The sequence below is a fragment of the Alterirhizorhabdus solaris genome (assembly GCF_007785815.1).
Taxonomy (GTDB): domain Bacteria; phylum Pseudomonadota; class Alphaproteobacteria; order Sphingomonadales; family Sphingomonadaceae; genus Alterirhizorhabdus; species Alterirhizorhabdus solaris.
In genome coordinates, this window is the sequence record NZ_VNIM01000022.1 from 28559 (window position 1) to 51009 (window position 22451).

25 protein-coding genes and 1 tRNA gene are annotated in these 22451 nt (G+C 68.7%); 11 read left to right on the forward strand and 15 right to left on the reverse strand.

Going from position 1 to position 22451, the window contains the following annotated elements; genetic code table 11:
- The first annotated feature begins 36 nt into the window (after positions 1-36).
- Entirely contained in the window at positions 37-411 is a 375-nt protein-coding gene (gene cpdR, locus FOY91_RS07540) for a cell cycle two-component system response regulator CpdR (protein WP_145149703.1), read from the forward strand.
- Here cpdR and mdoH read toward each other — a convergent pair.
- Both mdoH and FOY91_RS07550 read right to left on the reverse strand, forming a co-directional pair.
- Complete coding sequence (gene mdoH, locus FOY91_RS07545) at positions 408-2189, reverse strand: glucans biosynthesis glucosyltransferase MdoH (protein WP_145149705.1); 1782 nt, start codon at positions 2187-2189, stop codon at positions 408-410. The two genes, cpdR and mdoH, sit on opposite strands and share 4 nt — an antisense overlap.
- Positions 2190-2216: 27 nt before the next feature.
- Complete coding sequence (locus tag FOY91_RS07550; RefSeq protein WP_145149707.1) at positions 2217-3707, reverse strand: OpgD/OpgG family glucan biosynthesis protein; 1491 nt, start codon at positions 3705-3707, stop codon at positions 2217-2219.
- A 140-nt stretch (positions 3708-3847) separates the two neighbouring features.
- On the opposite strand from FOY91_RS07550, the gene FOY91_RS07555 reads away from it, so the two are divergent.
- Positions 3848-4045, forward strand: a complete 198-nt coding sequence (locus tag FOY91_RS07555) for a hypothetical protein (RefSeq protein ID WP_145149709.1) — start codon at positions 3848-3850, stop codon at positions 4043-4045.
- A 315-nt stretch (positions 4046-4360) separates the two neighbouring features.
- The gene (locus FOY91_RS07560; protein WP_145149711.1) at positions 4361-5215 is read left to right on the forward strand and encodes a helix-turn-helix domain-containing protein; all 855 of its coding nucleotides are present in this window, start codon (positions 4361-4363) and stop codon (positions 5213-5215) included.
- A gap of 229 nt (positions 5216-5444) precedes the next feature.
- On the opposite strand, the gene FOY91_RS07565 is transcribed toward FOY91_RS07560, so the two are convergent.
- Together FOY91_RS07565 and FOY91_RS07570 are read right to left on the reverse strand one after the other, a co-directional pair.
- Positions 5445-6665, reverse strand: coding sequence for a tyrosine-type recombinase/integrase (locus tag FOY91_RS07565; protein WP_145149713.1), 1221 nt, complete (start codon positions 6663-6665; stop codon positions 5445-5447).
- A 167-nt stretch (positions 6666-6832) separates the two neighbouring features.
- Positions 6833-7636 carry a DNA adenine methylase gene (locus tag FOY91_RS07570; RefSeq protein WP_145149715.1) on the reverse strand — a complete coding sequence of 268 codons (804 nt, stop codon included), beginning with the start codon at positions 7634-7636 and terminating at the stop codon, positions 6833-6835.
- A gap of 211 nt (positions 7637-7847) precedes the next feature.
- On the opposite strand from FOY91_RS07570, the gene FOY91_RS07575 reads away from it, so the two are divergent.
- From FOY91_RS07575 to FOY91_RS07580, 3 genes are all read left to right on the forward strand, one after another.
- Entirely contained in the window at positions 7848-8156 is a 309-nt protein-coding gene (locus tag FOY91_RS07575; RefSeq protein WP_145149717.1) for a hypothetical protein, read from the forward strand.
- 74 nt (positions 8157-8230) lie between these two features.
- Complete coding sequence (locus tag FOY91_RS21610) at positions 8231-8392, forward strand: hypothetical protein (protein WP_162527170.1); 162 nt, start codon at positions 8231-8233, stop codon at positions 8390-8392.
- Positions 8393-8446: 54 nt separating this feature from the next.
- A complete protein-coding gene (locus FOY91_RS07580; RefSeq protein ID WP_145149719.1) occupies positions 8447-8704 on the forward strand; it encodes a hypothetical protein in 258 nt (85 codons plus the stop codon).
- Between the two features lie 90 nt (positions 8705-8794).
- On the opposite strand, the gene FOY91_RS07590 is transcribed toward FOY91_RS07580, so the two are convergent.
- From FOY91_RS07590 to FOY91_RS07600, 3 genes are read right to left on the reverse strand one after another with little or no spacing between them, the layout of a single operon-like run.
- The gene (locus FOY91_RS07590; RefSeq protein WP_203234519.1) at positions 8795-9226 is read right to left on the reverse strand and encodes a hypothetical protein; all 432 of its coding nucleotides are present in this window, start codon (positions 9224-9226) and stop codon (positions 8795-8797) included.
- Positions 9223-9519 carry a hypothetical protein gene (locus FOY91_RS07595; protein WP_145149723.1) on the reverse strand — a complete coding sequence of 99 codons (297 nt, stop codon included), beginning with the start codon at positions 9517-9519 and terminating at the stop codon, positions 9223-9225. The genes FOY91_RS07590 and FOY91_RS07595 overlap by 4 nt, the downstream gene beginning before the upstream one ends.
- Positions 9516-9977 (reverse strand): M15 family metallopeptidase, encoded by a 462-nt coding sequence (locus tag FOY91_RS07600; protein WP_145149725.1) that lies wholly within the window; start codon positions 9975-9977, stop codon positions 9516-9518. Before FOY91_RS07600 ends, FOY91_RS07595 begins: the two co-directional genes overlap by 4 nt.
- Positions 9978-10078: 101 nt before the next feature.
- Between FOY91_RS07600 and FOY91_RS22600 the strand changes: the two genes are divergently transcribed.
- The gene (locus tag FOY91_RS22600; protein ID WP_275265944.1) at positions 10079-10207 is read left to right on the forward strand and encodes a hypothetical protein; all 129 of its coding nucleotides are present in this window, start codon (positions 10079-10081) and stop codon (positions 10205-10207) included.
- 3 nt (positions 10208-10210) lie between these two features.
- Here the strand turns inward: FOY91_RS22600 and FOY91_RS07605 are convergent, their stop codons facing one another.
- From FOY91_RS07605 to FOY91_RS07625, 6 genes are all read right to left on the reverse strand, one after another.
- The gene (locus tag FOY91_RS07605; RefSeq protein ID WP_145149727.1) at positions 10211-10390 is read right to left on the reverse strand and encodes a hypothetical protein; all 180 of its coding nucleotides are present in this window, start codon (positions 10388-10390) and stop codon (positions 10211-10213) included.
- Positions 10383-10793, reverse strand: a complete 411-nt coding sequence (locus FOY91_RS07610; protein WP_145149729.1) for a hypothetical protein — start codon at positions 10791-10793, stop codon at positions 10383-10385. The genes FOY91_RS07605 and FOY91_RS07610 overlap by 8 nt, the downstream gene beginning before the upstream one ends.
- A gap of 118 nt (positions 10794-10911) precedes the next feature.
- Positions 10912-12105: a hypothetical protein gene (locus tag FOY91_RS07615; protein ID WP_145149731.1), complete on the reverse strand. Its 1194-nt coding sequence runs from the start codon at positions 12103-12105 to the stop codon at positions 10912-10914.
- An 11-nt stretch (positions 12106-12116) separates the two neighbouring features.
- Positions 12117-14537, reverse strand: a complete 2421-nt coding sequence (locus FOY91_RS07620; protein ID WP_162527171.1) for a Calx-beta domain-containing protein — start codon at positions 14535-14537, stop codon at positions 12117-12119.
- A 25-nt stretch (positions 14538-14562) separates the two neighbouring features.
- Positions 14563-15345, reverse strand: coding sequence for a hypothetical protein (locus FOY91_RS21615; protein WP_162527172.1), 783 nt, complete (start codon positions 15343-15345; stop codon positions 14563-14565).
- Positions 15342-17954: a hypothetical protein gene (locus tag FOY91_RS07625; protein WP_145149734.1), complete on the reverse strand. Its 2613-nt coding sequence runs from the start codon at positions 17952-17954 to the stop codon at positions 15342-15344. Before FOY91_RS07625 ends, FOY91_RS21615 begins: the two co-directional genes overlap by 4 nt.
- A gap of 27 nt (positions 17955-17981) precedes the next feature.
- On the opposite strand from FOY91_RS07625, the gene FOY91_RS07630 reads away from it, so the two are divergent.
- The 4 genes from FOY91_RS07630 (at position 17982) to FOY91_RS07645 (ending at position 21345) form a co-directional block, all read left to right on the forward strand.
- On the forward strand, positions 17982-19010 hold the full coding sequence (locus FOY91_RS07630) for a hypothetical protein (protein WP_145149736.1): 1029 nt from the start codon (positions 17982-17984) through the stop codon (positions 19008-19010).
- The gene (locus FOY91_RS07635) at positions 19007-19312 is read left to right on the forward strand and encodes a hypothetical protein (protein ID WP_145149737.1); all 306 of its coding nucleotides are present in this window, start codon (positions 19007-19009) and stop codon (positions 19310-19312) included. Before FOY91_RS07630 ends, FOY91_RS07635 begins: the two co-directional genes overlap by 4 nt.
- The gene (locus FOY91_RS07640; protein ID WP_145149739.1) at positions 19309-19842 is read left to right on the forward strand and encodes a hypothetical protein; all 534 of its coding nucleotides are present in this window, start codon (positions 19309-19311) and stop codon (positions 19840-19842) included. The genes FOY91_RS07635 and FOY91_RS07640 overlap by 4 nt, the downstream gene beginning before the upstream one ends.
- Before the next feature lie 165 nt (positions 19843-20007).
- Positions 20008-21345 (forward strand): site-specific integrase, encoded by a 1338-nt coding sequence (locus FOY91_RS07645; RefSeq protein WP_145149741.1) that lies wholly within the window; start codon positions 20008-20010, stop codon positions 21343-21345.
- 12 nt (positions 21346-21357) lie between these two features.
- Here FOY91_RS07645 and FOY91_RS07650 read toward each other — a convergent pair.
- A tRNA-Val gene (locus tag FOY91_RS07650) sits at positions 21358-21432 on the reverse strand.
- 44 nt (positions 21433-21476) lie between these two features.
- The coding region (locus FOY91_RS21620; protein WP_203234520.1) for a hypothetical protein at positions 21477-22451 on the reverse strand (975 nt) is incomplete at its 5' end.

Below are 22451 nucleotides of genomic sequence, written 5' to 3' on the forward strand. Positions count from 1 at the left end.
TGCGCGGCTTGGGACGATCGAGGACGGGCTGACAGAATGATTCGCATCCTTCTCGCGGAGGACGATGCCTCGATGCGCGAGTATCTGGCACGTGCGCTCGAACGCGTGGGCTATGCCGTGACGGCGGTGGACTGCGGCACGGCGGCGCTGCCGCTGCTGGAAAACCGCCCGTTCGACCTGTTGCTGACCGACATCGTGATGCCCGGCATGGACGGGATCGAGCTGGCCCAGCACGCCGGCACGATCGCCCCCTCGATGCGGGTGATGTTCATCACCGGTTTCGCCGCCGTGTCGCTACGGGGCGGCCATGCCCCGGCCAACGCCAAGATCCTGTCCAAGCCGTTCCACCTGCGCGAACTGGTGGCGGAGGTGGACCGGATGTTCATGGTGGGCGAGGCGTCGGAGCTCTAGCGCTCGGCGGCGCCTGCCGGCCGCAGATCGGGTTCGGTCGGTGCGGGCGGCACGCCAAACAGGCCGAGGTCGCGCGCGCGGGTGCCCAGGCTATTGCGCGCCGTCCACATCGCCAGCCACGGCGCCGCCAGCAGCCCGAGCGTGACGGGCGCCAGCCACGCCGCCGCGATGGGGGCGACCGGCGCGATCGTCAGCGACAGCAGCCCGGCCACGACATGCCAGCGGTAGCGGCGCAGCGCATCCTCGAACGAGATGCCGTCGCTCTCGCGCGACTGGGTGGACCAGCGGGATCGCTTGCCGCGCACGATGCCGACGAGGTCGATCGTCTGCGTCAGCATCGCGGCGGGGGCGAACAGGATGGAAAGCACCACCTCCACCGCGACCGACCGCGCCAGCCGCCGCCCGCCGCCGAAGCCGTGCCGCCGTGCCGGATCGGACAGCACCCAGGCCAGCGCCATCGCCTTGGGGCCGAACAGCAGCAGCACCGTGAGCGCCAGCACGTCGACCGTCGATCCGGCCACGGCGGCGGGCGCATCCTGCCCCAGTTGCGCCGCCAGCGTCGTCAGGATCAGCAGCAGCCACAGCGGCGAGGTGATGTAGGCCGACGCGCCGACCAGCAGCTGCAACCGGCTGACCCAGTGGAACCCGGCCGACCCGAGCAGGCGGATGTGCTGGATGTTGCCCTGCGCCCAGCGCCGGTCGCGGATGGCGTGATCGATCATCGTCGGCGGATATTCCTCGTAGCTGCCGCCGATCATCACCATGTGCACCGCCCAGCCGCGCCGCCGCAGCAGCGCCGCCTCCACCATGTCGTGGCTCAGCACATGGCCGCCGAACGGTGCGGGGCCGAGCAGTTCGGGCAGGCCGCAGCTTTCGGCGAAGGCGGCGGTGCGCACGATCGCGTTGTGCCCCCAGAAGGTGCCCTCCGCGCCGAACCACCACAGCATCCCCGCCGTCGAGACCGGGCCGTACAGCACGCTGGCGAACTGCATCCACCGCTGGAACAGGGTGGTGGCGGCGATCACCGTCGGCACCGTCTGGATCAGCGCCACCGCCGGCCGGGCCTCGATCGCGGAGGCGAGGGTGGCGATCGTCCGGCCGCTCATCAGACTGTCGGCGTCCAGCACCACCATATAGGCATAAGCGCCGCCGAACCGGCCGACCCATTCGGCGATGTTGCCGGGCTTGGCGGCGATGTTCGCGGTCCGCCGCCGGTAGTAGAGCGGCACGGGGGAGGCGGGCGCCAGCGCCTCCCAGCAGCGTTCCTCCTCGACGCCGGCCGCCAATCCGGAATCGCTGAGGATGAAGAAATCGGTCGTCGCCGCGTCGCCGGCCGCCTTGATCGAGCGCAACATCGCCGCCACCCGGGCGAAGACGGCGCGGACGTCCTCGTTGTGCACCGGCATCAGCACGGCGGTGCGCCCCGTGGCGGCGTTCGCCACCTCGGGCGCGGTGATATAGCCGGGGGAGCGGCCGCTCATCAGCAGCGAGAAGCCGATCACCGCGCCGACGAAGCCGAACGCGATCCAGGCGAACAGCGGGAAGAACAGCAGCATCAGCAGATAGTCGAGGGCGCTGAGGCCATCGCGCGCCAGCACCGGTTTCAGCCCGGACAAGGCGGCAAGGCCCAGCAGCAGCGTCGCCAGCAGCAGCAGCAGCCGCCGCGCGAGCATGTCGCTCGGCCCCGTAGCATCGGGCACCGAGGGCGGCACGGCGCGGCTGAACCGCTGGCGCGGCATCACCAGCGGCGATTCGGCGGGAAGCGGGGGCGGCATCATCGGGCGCAGATCATCGGGCGGCCGTCATCAGCCGACGGGAACGATGATCGTCTCGCTCAACGCCTGATCGCCGCGTCGCAGGAACAGGCGCACCGTCGCCGGATCGGTGGCGGGGCCGGACGGCGCCACGTCCAGCGTCGCCCGCCACAGGCCGCGCTGGCCGACGACGGGATAGGCGGCGCTGGCGAGCAGGGTGCCGTGCGCTACCCCGGCCTCCACCGTCACCCCGCTGTCGCGGCCGAGGCCGACGAGCGCGTCGCCGAGGAAATCGACCACCAGCTTGCGCGCGCCCGCCACCGGCTCGTGCCCCGGGCGGCCGGCGGTGCCGAAGCGACAGGCGATCGCACGCGAGGGGGCGGTGGCGGCGGGATCGGCCGAGTTCCAGGTCAGCCGGTAGTCGAACGCCAGCCGCGTGCCGCGCTTCACCGGCGCTTCGGGTGTCCAGAAGGCGACGACGTTGTCGGTGGTCTCGCCCGTGGTGGGGAAGGCGAACAGCGAGACGGCGCCCGGCCCCCACGCCCCCTTCGGCTCGATCCACAGGTTCGGGCGGCGATCGTAGAAGGCGCCGTCGTCCTGATAGTTGGCGAAATCGCGGTCGCGCTGGATCAGGCCGAAGCCACGCGGGTTCCGGTCGGCGAACGAGTCGATCGTCTCGCGCGGCGGGTTCACCAGCGGCCGCCAGATCCGCTCGCCGCTGCCGGTGGCGAGCGCGAGGCCATCCGAATCGTGGATCTCGGGCCGCCAGTCGGTCGCGGCGTCGTGCCGGCCCTCGCCGTACCAGAACATGCTGGTGGCAGGCGCCACGCCCAGCCGCGTGACCGGACGGCGGAAGAACAGCACGCTCGACACGTCCTGTACCACGCCCGCCGCAAACCGGCAGTCGAAGCGGAACGCCCCCGTCACGCTCGGCCCGTCGAGCAGGGCGTGGATCAGATAGGCGTTGGCCCCGCGCGGCTCGATCCAGAAGTCGGTGAAGACGGGGAACTCCTCCTGCCCCGTAATGCCGGTGTCGATCGCGATCGCGCGGGCGGACAGGCCATACTGGTCCTGCGCGCCGGCCGCGCGGAAATAGGAGGCGCCGAGGAAGGCGAGCCAGTCGCTGTCGCGCCCCGGCGTGATCGCGCGAAAGCCGGCGATGCCGAGCGCGCCGGTGCCGCCTCCCCGCGTGGCGAACAGATCGGGCGAGAAGACGACCGGACGGGCGCGGCCCTGTTCGACGAGATTGATCGCCACCGGCACCGGCGCCATCGCCGTCAGCGGAAACAGGCGGATGCCGCCCGCCAGTGTGCGATCCTCGCGGAAGCGAAGCCCGCCGGCCGCGTCGTAGTCGATCCGCGCGGCGGCGGCGACAGGCGGCACGGAGCGGAAGGGCGCGGCGGCGCGGCGCGCGGCCATCGCCTGCAACCCCTCCCACGAGAAGGCTCGTCCGGGCGAGGCGCGGGTGGCGGCGGCGAGCGGCGTCGCGCCGGTCAGCGCGGCGAGCAGGGCGAGGGTGGAGCGTCGGTCGAGGTCGGCCATCCGCCTATTGGACGCGGACGCCCCCGCTTTGCAATCCGACCCACGACGATCCGCCCCGCTTGCGCGCGTGGCGGAGCAAGCGCGGCGAGCGGCGAATCATGATACCGTGTCCGCCGATCCATTTCGCAAAGGGGGAGGGGATGTCGCTGACGGTAACGCTGGTTCTGCTCATGCTCGCGTTCGTCGGCGGCGCATTGGTGCCGCTGCTCGCGCTGATCGCGATCTTGCGCGAGGATGAACCGACGCAGGATGTAACCCCGTCGCCCGTGCAACGTCCGCTCCACCGCCTGCGTGAACGCATATTGCTGCGATGGGACAGCACCCGCCGCCTGCGCTGAGCCGCGTGCCGCGACCGGCCAAACGGGGAGTGAATGGTGGGCGTGGCAAGGATTGAACTTGCGACCCCTGCGATGTCAACGAAGGCGATAGCCCGGATTTCTGCAAGAAATCAGCTTCTATCTGTCCCGTTGGCAATGCACCAACCGCCGCAATCCCGGGCGTAATCTCACCCAACGCCGAAATCGCGCCGAACGCCTTCCACGACATCATGGCGCTCCTGAGCGCCATCCCGCTGTCACGAGCGCGCGCCTGAACATCACGTTTCAGGCGGCGCATTCGTGCGCCCATCGACTTCCCATCCGGGAGCCGACACGATGTCGCCTACTCACGAAACCGGCGCGCCAGCATCGCGCCACATACGCAACCTGATCCGCTCCGCCGGCGCTGCCCTCAGCGGGCGCGAGCGCGCCCGCGATCGCGAGGTCCGCCGCAACAGCTTCGACGTCGACGACGGCCGGGCGCAGCCTTGGTCGCCGATCGGCGATGGCTCGATCGGCCACGGCCTCGCCCATCGCGAGGCATTGGTCCGGACGGCCGAAGAGCTCCGCCGCCAGTTGTGGAAGGAGCTTCCGGTCCGGGAGATCCGCGCCGCCCGCCAGCGCCGCGACGAGGCCGCAGCCGAGCTGCGAGGCTATCAGGACGGCGCCGCCGCGCCGGTCGGCCGACCGGCGACCCTGCGGCAGGAGATCGAGCGGCTGGATGTGGTACTGGCACGCGGCCACAACCGGCTTCAGCGCCTCGACGTCACCGTGCTGCAGGCGACGCTGAAGTTCGTCGACTTCGCCACCGGCCGCCTGTTCCCCTGCATCGAGACGATCGCCGAGTCGGCCGGCTGCCATAGGAACAGCGTCGTCAACGCCCTGCGCCGGCTCAGTGCGCACGGCATCCTCTCGTGGGTCAGGCGGAGCCAGAAGACGGGGAACGATGGCGAATTCGGCCCGCAGCGCGAGCAGACGTCGAACGCCTATTATTTCGAGCACCGGCAGCGCATGGCGCCCCGGGTGTGGCAGCGCTTCTGCCAGCTGCTCACGATGAAGGTGCGCCGCCTCGGTGCGCGCATCGCGGCCCCGGCCGCTGCCAAGCCCGGGGCGCTGCCCGAGGTAAAGGATCCCGCCCTGCGAAAGGCGCTGGACCGCCTCGGTGCTCTTATCCCCAACGCGAGTACATGAAATGTGCGCTATCCGCCCCAAGAGCTTGAAGGGATAAGGAATGGGATCGCTAACGCGACCCCATGCACCAGTTTGATGCTCCCCCAGACCGCGATCGATCGCCTAACGCCAACCGGCCGCCAAGCATGAGCGTCCGGCATGTGGCGGCTTGCGCCGCCACGGGGCTTGGCGAGGGGGAGGAGCACGGATCGTGCCACCCGGTCCGCACCCGCCCGCATGGTGCTACGTCTCAGATCCCGTCCAGCTCGTCGGCCCATACCTGAAACAGCCGTCGCCGGCGCGGGAGGTGGAGCGCGCGGTTGTACGCCCCCTCCACCTTGCGATTGATGCCCTCGTCGCGCTCGTCGCGCCCGCCGCCGGCGTGGCCCAGTGCGCGATCGATTGCGCCACGATCCTCCGGAAACCGCTCGTTGAGGATCGTGGAAAAGGTCGCACGCCAGCCGTGGGGCACATGCCGCCCGGCGAAGCCCGCGCGCCGGTAGAGCGCGCCGATCGCGCCCTCGCCGATCGGCGCTGCGCCATCCCCGCCCGGAAAGATCAGCCCGCCGCCGTGGTTTAGCGCGCGCGCTGCGCGCAGCAGCGCCACCGCCTGCGCGCTGAGCGGCACGAGGTGATCGTTCGCGGCATCGAGCTTCTTCGCGGCCGCCAGCTTCATCCGCGCCGCCGGCACCCGCCACGTCGGCGCGTCGCCATCGATATCCTCGATCTCATTCCAGCACGCGCCGCGCACCGCCGCCAGCCGCACGGCCGTCAGCGCCAGAAATCGCGACGCGAGTTTCACCGCCGGCGCGGCGTCGACGCCATCGGTCGTAAGGAGCAGCGCGCGCACCTCGGCGACGTCGACGATCGCCGGCTGCCGGCGTGCCGGCGCCGGCGGCATCAGAGCACGCCCGATTCGCGCAGCCGGATCCACGTCGACGAGGCCTTCGGCGATCGCATGCTCGAAAACCATCGAGATCCGCTGGCGCACGCGCCGCGCCGTCTCGCGCCGGCCGCGCCGCTCGATGGCGCGCAGCGCATCTACCACCACCGGCGGCGTGATCTCGGCGAGCGGCATCGCGCCGATCGCCGGGAAGACGTCGCGCTGAAGACTGGCGAGAACGTCGGTGGCATGCACCGTCGTCCAGCGCGGCAACGTATGTGCGTGCCATGCACAAGCGACATCCTCGAACGTGCGAATTTGCACGATCGCGGCGGCCGGGGCGACGCGAGGATCCTCGCCTCGATCGAGCCGCGCGCGGGCCTCGTCGCGCCGCGCGCGCGCCGCGTCGAGCGAGATCTCCGGCCAGGTGCCGAAGGTGAGCAGCTGCTCGCGCCCTTCCCAGCGGAATCGCAGGCGGAAAGACCGGCGGCCGTTGGGCGCAACGAACAGGTGCAGGCCGCCGGCATCCGGCAGCTTGTAGCCGGCCGGGCGCGGCCGCGCGGCACGCACCGCCTTGTCGGTGAGCATGATCCTACCCCGCATGTTGAGTTCTGGAATGGAAGATGAGGCGGCCGGCGGCCGCTGCGCGGCGGACAACCCCTCCGCCTCGCGCTATTCAGGTGGCGCATTTCCGCGCTTTTCCGGGGGCGCCGGCGGGCCGATACCCACCCACCGGCGCACGATACCCACACAGATCAGCGCGAGCTGATGATCAGTTCCGTCACGCGCTTGCCGCCGCCGGCGGCTGCCGCGCCGACCGTCCAGGTCGTCTCGGCCTCATCGATGACGAAGCGGCCGAACACCTCGCGCGCGCCCGGCGTGTCGTTGATCGAGAGGATGAACCTGCCGCTGATCGCCGCCAGCTGGTCGGCCAGCCGCTCGAAGTCGTCACGCGCGAAGCCGTCGCCGTAATCGCGCTCGCATCCCCAGTAGGGCGGATCGAGATAGAACAGGGTCTCTGGCCCGTCGTAGCGCCGGATCACCTCGGCATAGGGCAGCTGCTCGATCACAACGCCGGCGAGGCGCTCGTGGATATCCGCCAGCATCGGTTCCAGCTTCGTCACGTCGAACCGCCCCGGGTTGGCACGGCTGACGCCGAAGTGCTGCCCCTTCACCTTGCCGCCGAACGCGAGGCGCTGAAGGTAGAGGAAGCGCGCCGCGCGCTGGAGGTCGGTCAAACGATCGCCCGGCAGTGCACGCAGCCGGTCGAATTCGGCCCGGCTGGTGAGGCGCCAGCGCAGCATGTCGATGAAGTAGGGATAATGCTCCTGCAGCACGCGGAACAGCGTGGCGACGTCGCCCGACAGGTCGTTGATGACCTCGGCGCGCGGCCGCGCCGTGCGGCGCAGGAACACCCCGCCCATGCCGACGAACGGCTCGACATAGGTTGTGTGCGGGATCGCGCCGATGCGATCGACGAGGCGACGGGCAAGATTGCGCTTGCCGCCGAGATAGGGCGCGGCCGGGCTCACGGCCGCAACGGTCGTTAGGGTCTCCATAATCTTTCATGTCCATTGAGGCCCCGCCCGCTTCGGCAGGTGCGGGGCGATAGCGGCATAGCCAGCCGCTCGTGACGGGAGCGATCCCCCGTCGGTTCGCCGTGTTGACGCACGGCAACCCCCGCTGGTTTCAGCCAGCGGACGTGTTCGGTAAGGAAGCGAGACACCTCGGCGACGCGCGGCTGCGCGTCCCGCAGGACCGGAGGTTTCGGTGATCTACGATTTCATGGGCACATACGAGCCGCGCCCGGAAGGCACCGCGTTCGCGCTCGGCTTTCGCGAGGATCCCGAACTGCTCGGCCGCATGCTCCGCCAATGCTATCTCGACTGGATGACGGCCGGGGATCAGGCGCGTGCCTTCCACGTCACCAAGCGGCTGTACGAGCAGCTGACCGGCTCGATCGATCAGGATCGCGTCGGGTTCGCCACGATGACCCCGTACAAGCCGGGTGGTCCGGCCGGGCGCAAGGTGACCGACCAAGAAGCCGCCGATCGCGCCAGCTGGGACATCATCGGCTAGGCGCGCGCTCAGCTGCGGTGGACGCTAAGCTAAGCCGGCCGCACGATGGACGGTACGAATCGATGGAGCGTCTTATGCCTGAGTTTCACCTGCCGGACGGCAACCCGATCACCGTTCACCCTCATCCGGGGTTGCGATATCAGGCCGCTGATGATGGAACGCTTATCGTCTTCGTTGACGGTCGAAGTGAGCTGGTGATCGAGCCCTATGATGAGGTGAGGGCGGCGCTCGGCTGATGTGCGAATGCTCGTGGCGTTGTTCTCGTCGCAGCTCATGAGGGTGGAAGTCGGATGATGATCTTAAGTCTATTAGCGACCACCGCGTTTATCGAACCGGACAGTCGGATCGTCACTGACCCCCTAGCAAAGGGCCATGCTTCAGCTGTCTCTCGCCTATGCGCTCAGGTGGCGAAGTCTTCCGATATCCTCACGGATTATATCATTCGCCACCAGTTGAATGACGAGGAAGGACGGATGCTGGCGCGCGACTGCCAGATCGTTCTCTGGACACTGATGAATGAAAGACAGCGGGCAGCGGAAGGTAAATAGGGCGATCGTCGGAAGGCCCGAGATTAGGGCAGCCGCATTCCCACCTCGCGTTGCAGCTCGATCATCGCTCCGCGGATCCCGCCCGCCACGTCATAGAGGTCCAGCGCGCTCGACAGGCACTGCCGCCCGTCCATCGCCCCCTCCGCCGTCCGCGCCACCTGCGGCAGCATCGGCGGCGGGGCGAGCAGGTGGGGTGAAACCGAGGCCGTTCGCGACGGCGGCGGCGCGGTCGAGCAGGCCGACGCCATCAGCATCCACGCACACGTTGCGATAAACCGGGCGCTCGACGATCGTCTCTTTCTCACGGGTGAAACTCCTGACATCGGACTGGCGTTTGAACTCGGCCGTCTGGCCGGCGGTAGCGGAGGCGTCGATCTGACCCTGCAGGCGCACGCGGACCGCCTCGGCCTCGCGATCGGCGCGCAGCTCGGCGCCCTGCTCGATCTTCTGCCCGTCGATCCGGCCGCCGACATAGGCACCGGCCAGCGCCAGCGCAGCGCCGAGCATGAGGTAGGGGCTCACGCGCCCTCACCCGGCGCTGCCGGCGGGTTCGGCCGCTGCGTCGGCGTCGAGTTGGACAGCGCCTGCGTCAGGTCCGCGCGATCCTGGTGGTCGAAGATCGAGCCGATCCGGCCGATCACCTCGCGGAACGACAGCAGCAGCGCAGTGAACAGGCCCGCGTCAGCAAGCGGCACCTTTCCGTCGGGCGTCGCCTTCGCCATCGCCGCGTCGAACGTGTGGGCGATCAGCAACAGGATTGCCGCTGCCAGCAGCATGTAGGCGACGATCCCGGCGAACTGGATGACGCGGCTCACAGCCGGGCCGCCTGCACGTGCATCCAGTCGAAGTCCCGGGCGCGGCCAAGGCTGATCCAGCCCTCCGCCTCCCACGCGTCGAGGAACGCCTTGCACTCCACCTTCGCGAACGAGGCGGTGCGGTGATCCGCCTTCAGCGGGTTCCGTGCCGGGTTCCAGTCGATCGCGCAGGCGTAGGCGTGCATCGACAGGCTGGTGCCGCCACGCTTCGGCCGGTTGTTGAAGCAACCGCCGAACGCGTCGAAGCCGAGCCGGTGGATGTCGGCCGGGGTGTACGCCTTGGCGATCCGATCCATCGCCCGCATCGCGCTGTCGGCGCACTTGCCGTGGATCAATACGGACGAGACCTTCTGCTCGCCGAAATACAGCTGGTACGGCGGCTTGATCCGGACCTGCCCGGTGCCGGGCGACCCGTAGAAGGCAAGCGCATCCTTCTCGCGCGGGAATACCGTCGACATGTCGTTGTCCTTTCTAGATTGTTCGGCATGCAGACTCGCTCGACGAACCGGGAGTGATCCCGGCCGTGAGCTGATTGGGTCAGCGTCTGCGGGGGATATTCATGCAGAGATTGCCACCGGGTGGCCGGAGGAAAGGCAAGGTAGTGAGCTTCCGCCGGCTTCTACTGGTGCTGCTCATCTCGATGCTGAGCTGGATCGTGGCGTGGCTGGTGCTGCGGGCCGAACGCTGAAGCTTAGACCGCGTAGGCCTCGATGTTCATCGGCGCCGGCTGATCCCATTCCGGTACGCCGTGGCGCGCCCGCAGCTCGGCCGCGAAGGCGGCGTCGATGCCGGCGGCGGCCCCATCGATCACGCGGACGACGCCCAGCACGCCGGCGGCCAGCGCGTCGATCGGCGCGTCGGCGTCAGCCACGTGGTGCCACTGCACGGATCTCGCGGATCAGGCCCGGGAGGGTGTCGAAGCGGTCGTTGATCGTGCGCTCGACCCGCTCGAGGCCCTTCTCCATGCCGGCGATGCTCGTCTCGACGCGGACGATGCGCTCGATGTCGCCGGCACGCAGATGCTCGATCGCGTCGACGCGCGTGCTGACGTTGCGCACCTTGTGCTGCACGTCGCGCAGCTCGCGGGTCATGTCCCGTGTCAGCAGGCGGTAGACCAGCCCCACGAGCGCCGCGATCGCGACGGCGGCGACCGCCCAGGCAGCGATATGGCTGACGTCGACCGATAGCGTCCGGTCGACCGGCTGCATGACGGTGACAGCCTGCGTCGCTCCCGCCGCCGGCGGCCCCGCCGCCGGCCCTGCTTCATTGCTCATGGCGTTCTCCCCCCGAGGGCTAGCGACGTGGCCGGGCCGCTCTTCACAATTCTTAAGAGGCTCGTGCGAAGCGGCCGGCGAGGCGGGGCGTGTTGCGTCCCTGCTCCGCCTCAAATCGTCAGAGCGCGCAGCCCTCGCCGCCGCTGAACGTCGATCCCTTGGCCTTGCCGGCCGCGACGATCAGCGGCGTACCCTTCGGCACCCCGATGAACAGGCAGCGGGTGGCGTACACATCGGCCTGCCCGTTCTCGACCTGCACGATCGGATAGGTGCCGCCCTGCGTCCGCTCGACCACCAGCGTGTCGAAAGTCACGCGGTTGCGCTTTCCCTCATCACCCTGCACCTGAAGGTCCGCCGCAGCCCCGCTGCCAGGCTGGCCGTTATCCTTGAACCAGACGAGGCCGTGCGACTGGCTGGACCATGCCTTCATGCCCCGCCGGTTGCCTTCCAGGATCACGCAGTCGACGCGCACCGTCGCGGGTTTCAGGTCTACGCCGGCATCGCTGTTCCAGCCGAAATAGCTGTCGGTCACGTCGGCGGAAAAGTGGTTCGCCACCAGCAGGCCATCTCCGTTCCTGAAGCCGCCGCCCTTCGGCTCGTGCCGGATGCCCTGGACCCACACGCGGCGGATTACGGCGTGCCCGGTGTCCGCTTCGCCCCGGCAGCACAGGCTGATGCCTTCCGGCACATCGCCGGGGCTGGTGTTCGGCTTCGTCAGGTCCGCCTCGATGCGCACGTCCTCGATTAGTGCATTGCCGATGTTCTTGCGCAGCAGGATGCCGCCTGCGCCGCCGCCGATCGAGCGGATGCGGCGGAACACCGGGTTCGTGATGCCGTCCTGATACGTGAAGGCCCGGTAGATGAAGGTGGAGCCGGTGAGTTTCAGATCCTCGAACGTGTAGCCGTCGACCACGCGGCCCTTGGTGCGCGACAGGACGGACATGCCCGCCACGCTGGCGTTGCTGATCCGCCCGCCGCTGCCGATGTTCGCCGCCGTCTTCGTGATCGTGCCGGTCACGTCGCGGGGCAGAGCCGGATCGACGACGGGGCGGAGGCTGACGGGTGCAGCCGACGCCAGTGCCGCCGCCGGGCACTCGTCGGTCAGCAGCACGTAGGCCCACAACGCGCCCGCCTTGCCGCAGGACTTGACCGATTTGCCCTTCGCCACCGGCGGCACCAGCACCGCCTTGCTGATGACGATGCCGGGGGTGGAGGGCGTGGCGTCCACCAGTTCGACCGGCGAGGTGTGGACCTGCGCGGCGGCAGGCGTGGCGAAGGCAAGCGCGGCGAGCGCCAACAGATGTCGGATCATTTTAGTCACCCTTAGATTACTTGGTTGCCGACGGCGGTCATGTATGTGCTGACCGCGTCGTAAAGCGCCTGATGCTCGCTCGCGGTAAGTCCGGCGCCCATCCATGCCATGCCGAAGCTCTGCGCCTGGTAGACAAGCGGACTGCTACCGGCGCCGGAGAGGAAGTTGGACGCGACGGGTGCGGTGGAAGCTGTTGTGCCTGCCGGTCCGCTCGCTGCACCATTGGCGTACATCTGTGTCGCGTTAGCTGCGGTACGGCTGACCGAATTAGCGCCACGGCTGTCCGTTCGCCCGGAGGCGGCACCAGATGCGGCGGTCTGATTAACACGGTAGGCAGAATTCCCCGTTGATCCGCGCGGGTTCAGCGCGATCGGCTGTCCGGAGACGGCCACCGACAGGCAGGCCGTACCGTTCGACATGGCGGCATTGTTGTTGATCCACAGCCCCATACCCGCGCTGTTCTGCTGGAAACTGGTGCCGCCGGCAGGCGTCCATCCATAATCGATGTAGTTGGCAGCACCGTCCGTCGTGAAGCCCTTGTCGGTCGTGAACGCCGGCGGCGTGGTGCCGACCAATGCCGCATCCGCCTTGGCGCCCGTCCAGTTGAGCAGCGCCGGCTGCTGAGCGTGCGCGGCCATGACGTAAAGGCCATCGAGCTTCGACCAGATACCGCCGTTCTTCAGGGCGACGATCAGGTCATCGATCTTGCCCTTGCGCGTGGTGTCCGGCGCAGTCGCCATCCGTGCGAAGAGGGCGTTGGACTCGGCCTGATAGCTGCCCGCAGGAGCGTCGTTGTCGTTGATCGTGCCGGTGCCGGTCGCCACCACGGCGCTGCTGTAGCTCACCGACATGCCGTAGGTTTCGTTCGACTCCTGCGTGGTGTCGTCGAACGAGGTCACGGAGATCGTGGTGGCGTTCGACCCGTTCGGGATCGTCCACGTGCCGCTCGGCACCGTCCCGGCGGGGAAGTCGGCAGCGACGGCCGTGCCGTTCATCACGGCCGTCCACGTGCCCGTCAGGTCTCCGGCGGTGCCGTTCCGGTTGGCGGTGAGGACGAAGCCCGCGGCACCCCCCTCGGCGGCGCTGGCGTTGGCCAGCGTGAAGCTGGGCGTGCCGGGCAGGAAGGCGTTGGCGTAGACGTCGACCTGGTTGAAGTTGAAGCCATTGCTGCCGGGGTGGGTCTTCTGATCCGAGAGCGCGATCAGGTCGTCGCCCCGACGGACGACGCCCTCGATCGCCAGGCACTGGTCGAGCGTGATCGTGCCGAGCAGGGTCTGGGTGGAGCTGGCAACGTTGTAGACATCGACGGTGCCGTTGACGTTGTTTGCCCCGCCCGTGACCAGCAGCTCCTTGCGGGTCGGATCATAGAACAGCTGATCGTTGTCGCTGCCGGCAGCGGCGAAGGCCGGTACGCCGGTGAGGACGCTGTGGGGCGCGGACTTGTCCTGCCACCGGATATTGCCGCTGTCGTAGAGCACGATCAGGCAGTCGCGCTGGTTGTCGTAGGCGATGCCGTTCATCGACGTGCCGATCTGCGTGCTGCTGATCAGCACACCGGCGGCCGTGCAATGGACGATGTAGGTCACCGGCCCGGTGAAGTTCACGAGAATGAAATATAGCGAGCCGTCGCTATCGTCGATCGTCACGCCCTGAACCGAGCCGGCTGGAAGCCCCAGCTGAGCCGTCGTGATCTGGGCGGTGACCGCCGTCAGGGCCGAATTGAGCTTCACGACTCCGGTATTGGCCTCCGGGGCGGCGCTGCCATGGCCCGCCCAGAACGTGCCGTCAGAGGCCATATCAAGGCCGGTGCACGGAAAGCCGAAGCCGGCGTTGGCCGGCGCGGCACCGTCCGGCAGCTGCGCACGGCTCGTCAAGCTGGCCGTGCGGTCCCCCGAAGGCGAGCCGGGGTTGATCGGGATCGAGGCGTCGTCGTTCCCGATCGTGATCGTCTTGATCGCGACCGCCGCTGGATAGGCCGCCAGCGTCGCGGTGATGATGATCGTCTCGTCCGGCTCGGCCACGGTGTCACTGTTGATCGTGGTGGTGAAGTCGACGTAATCCTGCCCTGCCGGGATCGTCGCGGATGCGGGCGAGGCGATATAGTCGCCGCCGGCGGTCGCGGTACCGGTGTAGGTGAGGTTCGCCACCAGCGGCCCCGTCACGCCGTTACGCACGACGCTCAGCCGGTGGGTGACGGTCTTCGTGCCGCTATCGCCCTCGGCGATCGGGACGGCGGAAACTGTGAAGGCGATCGCCGGCAGGTCGGGCGCTGCGCCGGTATCCCCACCGATGCGGGCGATGCCGAGCACCACCTCGGGGAGCACCGCGCCGGTGCCGTCGATGGTGATCGCGGTGGCGATGGCGTTGCTGACGACAATGACCAGCGGGGTGCGATCCGGGAACCGAGGGTCCCAGAGCAGGATCTTCTTCATGTACGTCCTCCGATGGAGTGGCTGGTCAGGCAGCGGTCCAATTGACCGCGCGATAGGCGGCGAGCGCGGCGGCGCTGGAGCCGGCCGCCCGGATTGTGTCGACGCCGGCTTGTTCGATCCCTTCGAGCCGAGCGATTTCGTCGAGGCTGGCGTCGGCGCCGGAGACGAAGCGCGCGATCGCGGCCGGCACCGTGTCGCCGTGCTTGGCTGCGTCCTGGATAGCAAAGCGGAACTTGCGCTTGCGTACCGTCGTGTTGAGGGCGCTGAAGGCCGCCAGTAGCGTCGAGGTGATCGCGCCCAGACCGCCAAGCGCATACCAGTTTTCGATCTCTGCGGACTTGGCCGCGTACTTCGTCTTTTTCGATCCGCCAATCGACATCACCAGCATCGAGCGGCGCTCGCCTTCGGCCTTCACCTGGTCGACCAGCCAAGCCCGATAGTCGGCGGCCGACAGGACGGTGACGGTGCCGGCACCCATCCACCGGCCGTCCATCTTGACGACGTAATCGCCGGGGGCCGCGAAGCTGATGTCCTGGGGGCCGGTGAAGGCGGCGCCCTTTGCCAGCCAACGCGCGCCGGCGGGCACCGGAATGGTGGTGGACAGCTGCACGGCGGTGGTGATCGCCGGCAACGCCACGGCGATAGGCGCAACCGCAGCACTGCCATCCGTCGAGATAACGCGCGGGGTGGCGTCGTCCACGGGCACCGCCGCCTCGCCGGCCAGCAGCTGCCGGGCGGCGTCTGCGGCAGTGCCCTGCATGAGCGCCCGGGCCAGTTGCCCGGGCGTGCCGATGGCATACCAGCTCACTTCTTGGCTCCCAGAAGAACGATGCTGCCGGCGACCAACCGGATCGCCGGGTTGTCACCACGCCATCGCAGCACGACCGAATGCGGGCCGGCGGGCACGACAGCGCCGCCCGTGATCGCAAAAGATGACTCTGCGTAGCTCGCGCCAGATCCTGCGCCGGTCCCCATCTGCACGCCGTCGAGCGCGAGGATCACGTCGTAGCTTGGGATCGATCCCATGTAGCCGTGCGAGCCGGTGCCCAGGACGATGAGTTTGGCTGGATAATCGAGCACGAAATTATAGGTCACCGCGTTCACCGTAGCGCCCGACCCATCGACCGGGCCACCCAGCTGCATGTTGCCCAGCATCGTGATGCCATCATCGACGATCGCGGATGTCCGGATGCTCCCGTCGATGATTACATCGCCACGGAACAGGAATTGGTCCGCCTCGAACAGCATCCGCGAATAGGGGTTCGGCCCGCCCGCCGCCGCCACCGTGAACTTCGCCATGCTCGTGCCGGCGATCGCTTGAAGCTGGATGTACGAGGCCGTCCGTCCCTGCACGTCCGCCACCGCCGCCTGCGTGATCGCGGCAGACGCGGTGATGTCCCGCACGTCGGCGTCGTATCGGTAGGCGGTCCACGCGCCGCGCTGAAGCTGCACCCGCGACACGCCGAAGTCGCAGGCTTTGGTCGCCGCCACCAGAATGCGAAGTGCCGTGACCCCGGCCGGAACGGTGAAAAGTTGACCGCCGGCACGGATCCAGTTCTCGCTACGGAAAGTGCCTGCCGGGTCGCCGACATAGGGCTCGCCGCCGAGATAACGGACGTAGGCGATCCCCGCGTCGGGTGGATTGAACCCCATTTCCGCGCTGATGCTTAAGGTCCATCCTGCCTCGACAGGAATGTCCCAGAACAGAGTGTCGTTCGCCGCCGCGCCGGCTTTCTGGAAGATGCTCCCAAGTGTCGGGTGGTTCGTCACGGCGAAGCCGCCCGCGTTTGCGCCCACGCCGAGAAAACCCGACCGGCCGTCGCCTTTGCGGACAAGGTTCGGAGATCCGGCGCGCTCGGCGCCGATCGACGCCTCGACGGACTGGAACCGCTGACCGGCCGCCAGATTGTTGCCCGCGACGACGGTCGAGAGGTCGCTGATCTGGCCCTTGGCCGCCAGCGCATCGTTGCCCGCCTGCTGCGCCGCCGCCGTCAGCCGCGTATCGAGCTGGGCCAACGCGCTGTCCGGGCCGACCACGACGTTCTTGACAGTGGTGATGTCGGCGAAGGTCGACTGGAGCGTCTGATCGGCGACGCTGTACGCGGTCCAAGGCAGCGCGCCGAGCTCGGCCTTCACCTGTCGCACACCGATCACGGTGATGCCGGAAACGCCCTCATAGACGAAGCGGGGCTGCGCCCAAACGGTGCCGGTTGGAGCCAGCGATTCCGCCGCCGAGGCATCGCGGCCGGCGCTCCCTTCGGCGAACTGGAATGACGCGGTACGGCGCTTCTCCGGGCCATCGCCGCCGGACAGCAGATTACCCGCCGCGTCCGTGTAGAGGATGTCGAGGTAGGCGGCGCCGGCGGTGGCGACGAGCGTGATGTCGCCGGTGATGACGTGCCGCTGCCCGGCCTGCGCGGCGAAGCGAGGGAATGCCACAGCCTGCGTTCCGCTGGCGGTGTTGGACGAGAGGATCGGCCCCCACGTCGGGTTGTCGCTCTTGCTGAAGCCCTGCCCGGCCGGCAGGTTGATGCCCTCCAGCCCGCGCTCCAGCCCGCCGTTGACGACGAGGTTGCGCCGCACGCCCATCTGAAGCGAGAGGCTGTCGGTGATGACCTTCTGCTCGGCCTTACCGGTGACGATCTGGCCTTCGAGCGCGGTCCGCACTGTGCCGATGTCGTAGCTGATCGAGCCGGGGCCGGTGCCGGTGAGGGTGGCCACCTGCGCGGCGGCGGCCTTAATCTGGGAGGCCGGCGTGCCCGCGACGTTGGCGGTGTCGAGCGCGGTGTTCTCGCCGGTCACGTCGGCGTTGTCGTCGGGCTTGCCGCCGTCGTCGGCGATAGCACCCCACACTGCCGAAATGCCGGGGATCAGCAGCTGCGACGGGTCGATCACCTGAAGGCTTGGCGTTGGCGGTGGGCTGGCGGTGCGGCCCAGCGCGAAGTCGTGCTTCGCGGCCGTCTCCGACCGCAGCGTGAGCGTCACCACGCCGGTCGACGGATCGAGCGAGCGGTTCATCACGATCGCCGTCTGGCCGATCATGTTCAGTTCGGGCACGTCGATGGTCAGGCAGTCGCCGGGCTTGTAGCCGATCCAGCGCGGCTTGAGCGGCAGCACAATCGGCCCGAATTCGCGGGCGTTGACGATCTCGTAAGCGGCGAGCTCGGCGGCGAGCTTCGGATCCTGCACCAGCGGAAACTCGATCTCCTTCGTCCGCTGGCCGCCGTCTACCGCGAGGCCGGCGGCCGCTTCGAGCTCGACCTGTTCGCCGATGAGGCGGAGCAGCGCGGGCGGATCGTCGACGAGGGCAAGCTGCGCACGCTGGTCGATGCGCGGCTGGAAGCGGTTCGCACCGCGACGCGCGCCGAGGTCGACCGGGATATCCGCTTCGTTCCCGCGCCGCCCGCCAGCCCGCACGGCGGCGGCAGCGACTACACGCTGCAGGTGACGCCGAAGAAGGGCGAGGGCGGCGGGCTGACGCTGCCGGATGGCGAGATCGTCGCGGCGATCGAGATTGGCGAGGCCGGCGATCCGCAGGTGACCTACTGGTGGGAGAGCCGGAAGGCCAAGTTTGGCACCGGCACTGGCGCCGTCGCCGCGCAGGCGCGCGAACGGGGCATCGACGTCAAGGCGTCGGATGCACTGTGCGATCCCGAGTTCTACGCGGGGCCGGCGCGGGCGGCGGTAAAGGAGGAGCATGGCGTCTCGGCCGACGTGCTCGAGACGGTGCGCTCGATGCGGCGCGAGCTGCTGCGCGCGCGGCTGGTCGAGAACGCGCAGCGCGACGGCGACGTCGGGCTGGATCATGCCGTCTGGTCGCAGCTGCGCGTGCTGGTGGGGCGCGACAGCCCGCGCGTCGTCGGCGCCGGCGCGCCCTCGCGCGGCGAGAACATGGTCGGCATCAGCGCCACGGCGGCCGATGCGGCGCGCGCGCAGACCGAACAGCAGGTCGCCCACCACATCTGGCGCGATGCGATCCGCGAGATCGCGGCCGAGAACTTCATCACCGGCGAGGATCTTGCCGTTGCCTTTGCCGAGTACCGGCGGGCGGGCGCGGCGACCAAGCGGCTGGCCGGCGCGGTGCTGGCCGGGCTGACGCTGGAACGGGGCGCCAACGCGCCCGGGTTCAGCTTCACCACGCACGACGCGCTGGCCGCGCTCACCGGCGGCGACGACGCCTCGCTGCGCCGGCTGTGGGAGCCGACCGAGGCGTTCCTCGCGCTGCTGCCCAAGTCGCAGCTGCTTGCGATCGCGGAGCCGCTTGTCGGGCCGGAGACGCATTCACGGTGGGGGAAGGTGAAGGCGGCGCTGCTGCCCGGCTTGCTCGCAGAGGCGCTGGCCGGCGGCGGCAACGCCGTCGCCGCGTGCAGCCGGCAGGCGGCGGCCGAGTGGGTCCACCCGCTGCTCGCGTTCCGCGAAATCGATCTCACGCCGCCAGCGCCGGCGGCTCAGGTAGTGGAGGCGGCAGCGTGAACGATCAGATCCGGAAAGACCTCAGCCGCAAGCTTCAGACCGGGCTGGGCGCCCTGTTCCAGCGCGAGATCGAGATCGCGAAAGTCGTGCTGTCGCCGGCCGACACCAATACGCTCCTGTTCGAGGCGGCGGTGATGATGGTGAGGACGGCCGCCGCCAGCATCGCGGCGTCGGCCGAATCGGTCGCAGACGTCGAGAAGACCTTCGACGTCGTGGTCGAGGCGGTCTTCGAGGCGATCAAGGCATCACGCTCGAAGAGCCTGACCCGGATCCATGAAGAGCTTCGGAAGGTCGGGGCGTGAGCAGCACCACGATCACGATCATGCGCTGCGATCGCTGCGGTTTCTCGGCCGACCCACGCCACGTGGAGTCGATCGGCACGCCGGGAATCGAGCCGCGCATGGTCAGCTGGGGGAAGGCCGCGGTGGCCGAGACGGGCGCCGTCGACCGCAAGCGCGCGATCGGCGGCGTGGGCCGGGAGGGCGATGACCTCTGCCCGGGGTGCGTCGACGCGCTGTTCGCGTGGTGGCAGGCGACCGGCGAGGTGATCCAGCCCGCGCCGCCGCAGCCCGTCCAGTCCCGGCCGCGCCCCATGTTCACGATCGAGGATCGACGCGGTCTCGAGCCCGTCTTGCGCGACGCGCTGATCGCGCAGGTGGCCGTGGCCTCGGATGCGTATCGCGCCGAGCCTACCGCGGTCCTCGAACAAGGCATGTTGCCCGAGGCGTATGAAGGCATCGACGAGCGTGCCACGGCCCTTGCCCGAAAAGTCGTCGAGCAGCTGGAAGCCGCCGGCGTGATCGGCCTCGAACACTCGCGGGAGGCGAATTGAAATGACCGGATCGCTGATCGTCCACCTCGATAAGCGGGTATGCCGGGCCGCCGACTGTGGTCGCGGTCTCGACCTGACTGCTGCCGACCTCGACCTTCTGGTGAGCGTCGGCCTCATCGATCTCCTACACGAGGAGAAGGCTAATTATCTCAAGGAACAGGGACGATGCAGGGACGCGCGCCGCCGGTCTATCGACGGGGGAAATACTGGCTCGAGAAACTCCGGCGGGATGACGGGACCGAACGTTCGCCTCGCTGGTACATCTTCTGGTACGACCCAGCCGCGCGACGCGAGGCAAGCGCTTCAACGGGCACAGCGGACGTCGACCAGGCCATCCTCGCCCTCGACCGGCGATATCTGAGCGATGCCGGCGAAGCCCCAGCCTACTGCCACACTTGCGGGCAACCGCTCGCATCGGCCGAGGCGTATCTGTTGAGCGACGCGATCGCCGACTATCGCCTTGAGCATGGCGACCTGAAGGACTCGGCCGTCAGCATCCAGGCGCGGCTGAAGCACGTCGTCGATTTCATGAGCGACGAGGAGGGGCGGGGAGGGACGTTCGGCATCAGCACCAGCTGTGCGGTGGCGTGCGGGATGCCGTTTGTCACCGCATTCCGCGCGTGGTCCAAGGCGCGGCCGGTCGTCTGGCGGAACAAGGCCGGCGTGGTCACCGCCTCGCGTCCGCGATCGGCCGCGACGACCGAGGAATCGGTGCTTCAGGTCGCTGCCGCGCTCAATCACGCCGCCGACGCGGATCCGCCCCGGTCCGAGCGCCGGCCGATCTACCGGCCGTTGCCGCGCAAGCAGGTGTCACGTCCGCGCCGCGTGCGCGTCGACGTTCCGGTAATCGCCGACATGCTCGCCTATGCGGCCGAGCTGAACAAGAAGCGCGCGTCGCTGCATGCCTTCATGGTAGCATCGCTGTGCACGATCGCGCGTCCGGACAGTGTCGTCGACATCTGCGTCTCGCCGGACCGCGAGCAGTGGTATCCCGGTTCGCCAACGCTTGATCTCAATCCGTTCGGCCGTGCCCAGACGAACAAGTATCGGCCTCTGATCCCTGTCATGCCCGTGCTGGCCGAATGGCTGGCCGCCGAACTCGTGGCGTTCCGCCGTCTCGATCAGGATCAACGCAAAGGGGCCGGCTACCTCGTCAATTATTACGGGCGTGCTGTCCAGGATGTGGACCGCGCTTGGTCGACAATGCTGACGGGGCTGAAGCTGCCGACGGGGCGGGAATGGAAGCCCTACCTCCTGCGCCACAGCCTGGCGACGATCCTGCGTAACCGCGGCGTCGCGAAATGGGATCTGGAAGGCTTCATGGGCCACGCCGTGACGGGCTCGACCGAAGTCTACGCGATCGGGCGATTCGCGACCGTGACCGCTGCTTTGACTGACATGCTGGGAGAGATCGACTTGCGCGCGCCTGGCGCTCTGCGCCGAACTGGCGCCGAAGTTGCTCTACCCGGCACACCACCGATGGAGGTGAAAATGACCGGATAGAGCCAAACTTCGTGGTGGGCGTGGCAAGGATTGAACTTGCGACCCCTGCGATGTCAACACAGTGCTCTACCACTGAGCTACACGCCCACGGTGGCGGTCACTAGCGAAGGGTTTCGGATCGCGCAACGGGTTTATCGTCCGCTCGCCTTGCGCAGCCCGTCGAGGAAGGCGGGGCCGGCCTCGCGCAGCAGCAGGTCAGTCATTTCAAGGCCCAGCTTGCGGTAGCTTTCCCATTGCGCCTCGTCGAAGAACTGGTCGCCGGTGGATTGCTGCGGAAAATCGGGGTTGGCGCGCGCATAGGCCGCCACGTCCGCCGCCATCGCCGGGATCGGGCGGGGCTTCAGCCACACGATCAGGCTCGATCGCGCCTCGCCGGCGAAGCGCACGCGCAGTAGCAGCGCGAAGGCGGCGGGGTCGATCAGCCGGTCGTGCCAGTCGGCACCCGCAGGCGCGTTCAGGAAGAAGCGCGCCGCCCCGCCGGCCAGCGTCGCCACCTCGCCCGCATCCAGCGGCTCCACCTCGCCGCGCAGGTCCAGCCGCACCTTGCGGACGAGCTGCTCCAGATCGTCGAAGCGATAGCCGGGGTCCGCGCCGCCGTCGCTGAGCAGGATCACGCCCACCCGCCGGTGGAGCAGCCCGTAGGCGCCGCTGTTCTCGAAATGCCCGCCGTCGGACAGATATACCCGCCGCCAGTTGCGCGAATAGCGCGCGGTCATCTCGTCGAACAGGAACACGAAGGTGTCGAACCGCCGGCCGAGCCAACGGACGACGGCGTGGCCGCCTTCCCGACCGACCGTGTTGCCGTGATCCCACCAGTAGCCCAGCCGCACGTTGGCGAAGGTGAGCGTCAGCGCGCCGCCAAGCGTCGTCAGCCGCCCCATGCCGGCCGAGGCGGCGGCGCCCGAGATCGCGCACCACTGGCCCATCGACAGCGCCTCCGCCCTGGCCGCCGCCAGCCGCCGCCAGCCGATCGGCCTGCCCCGGTCCACGCTGATGCCGTGCGGGCCGAGCAGCAGCGGCACGCCCTTGCGATCCCGCTCGGTCAATTGCGATTGCGGCGCGATCGTCTCGTTCAGGGTGGCGAGCGTGAGCGGGATGGGGGCGGT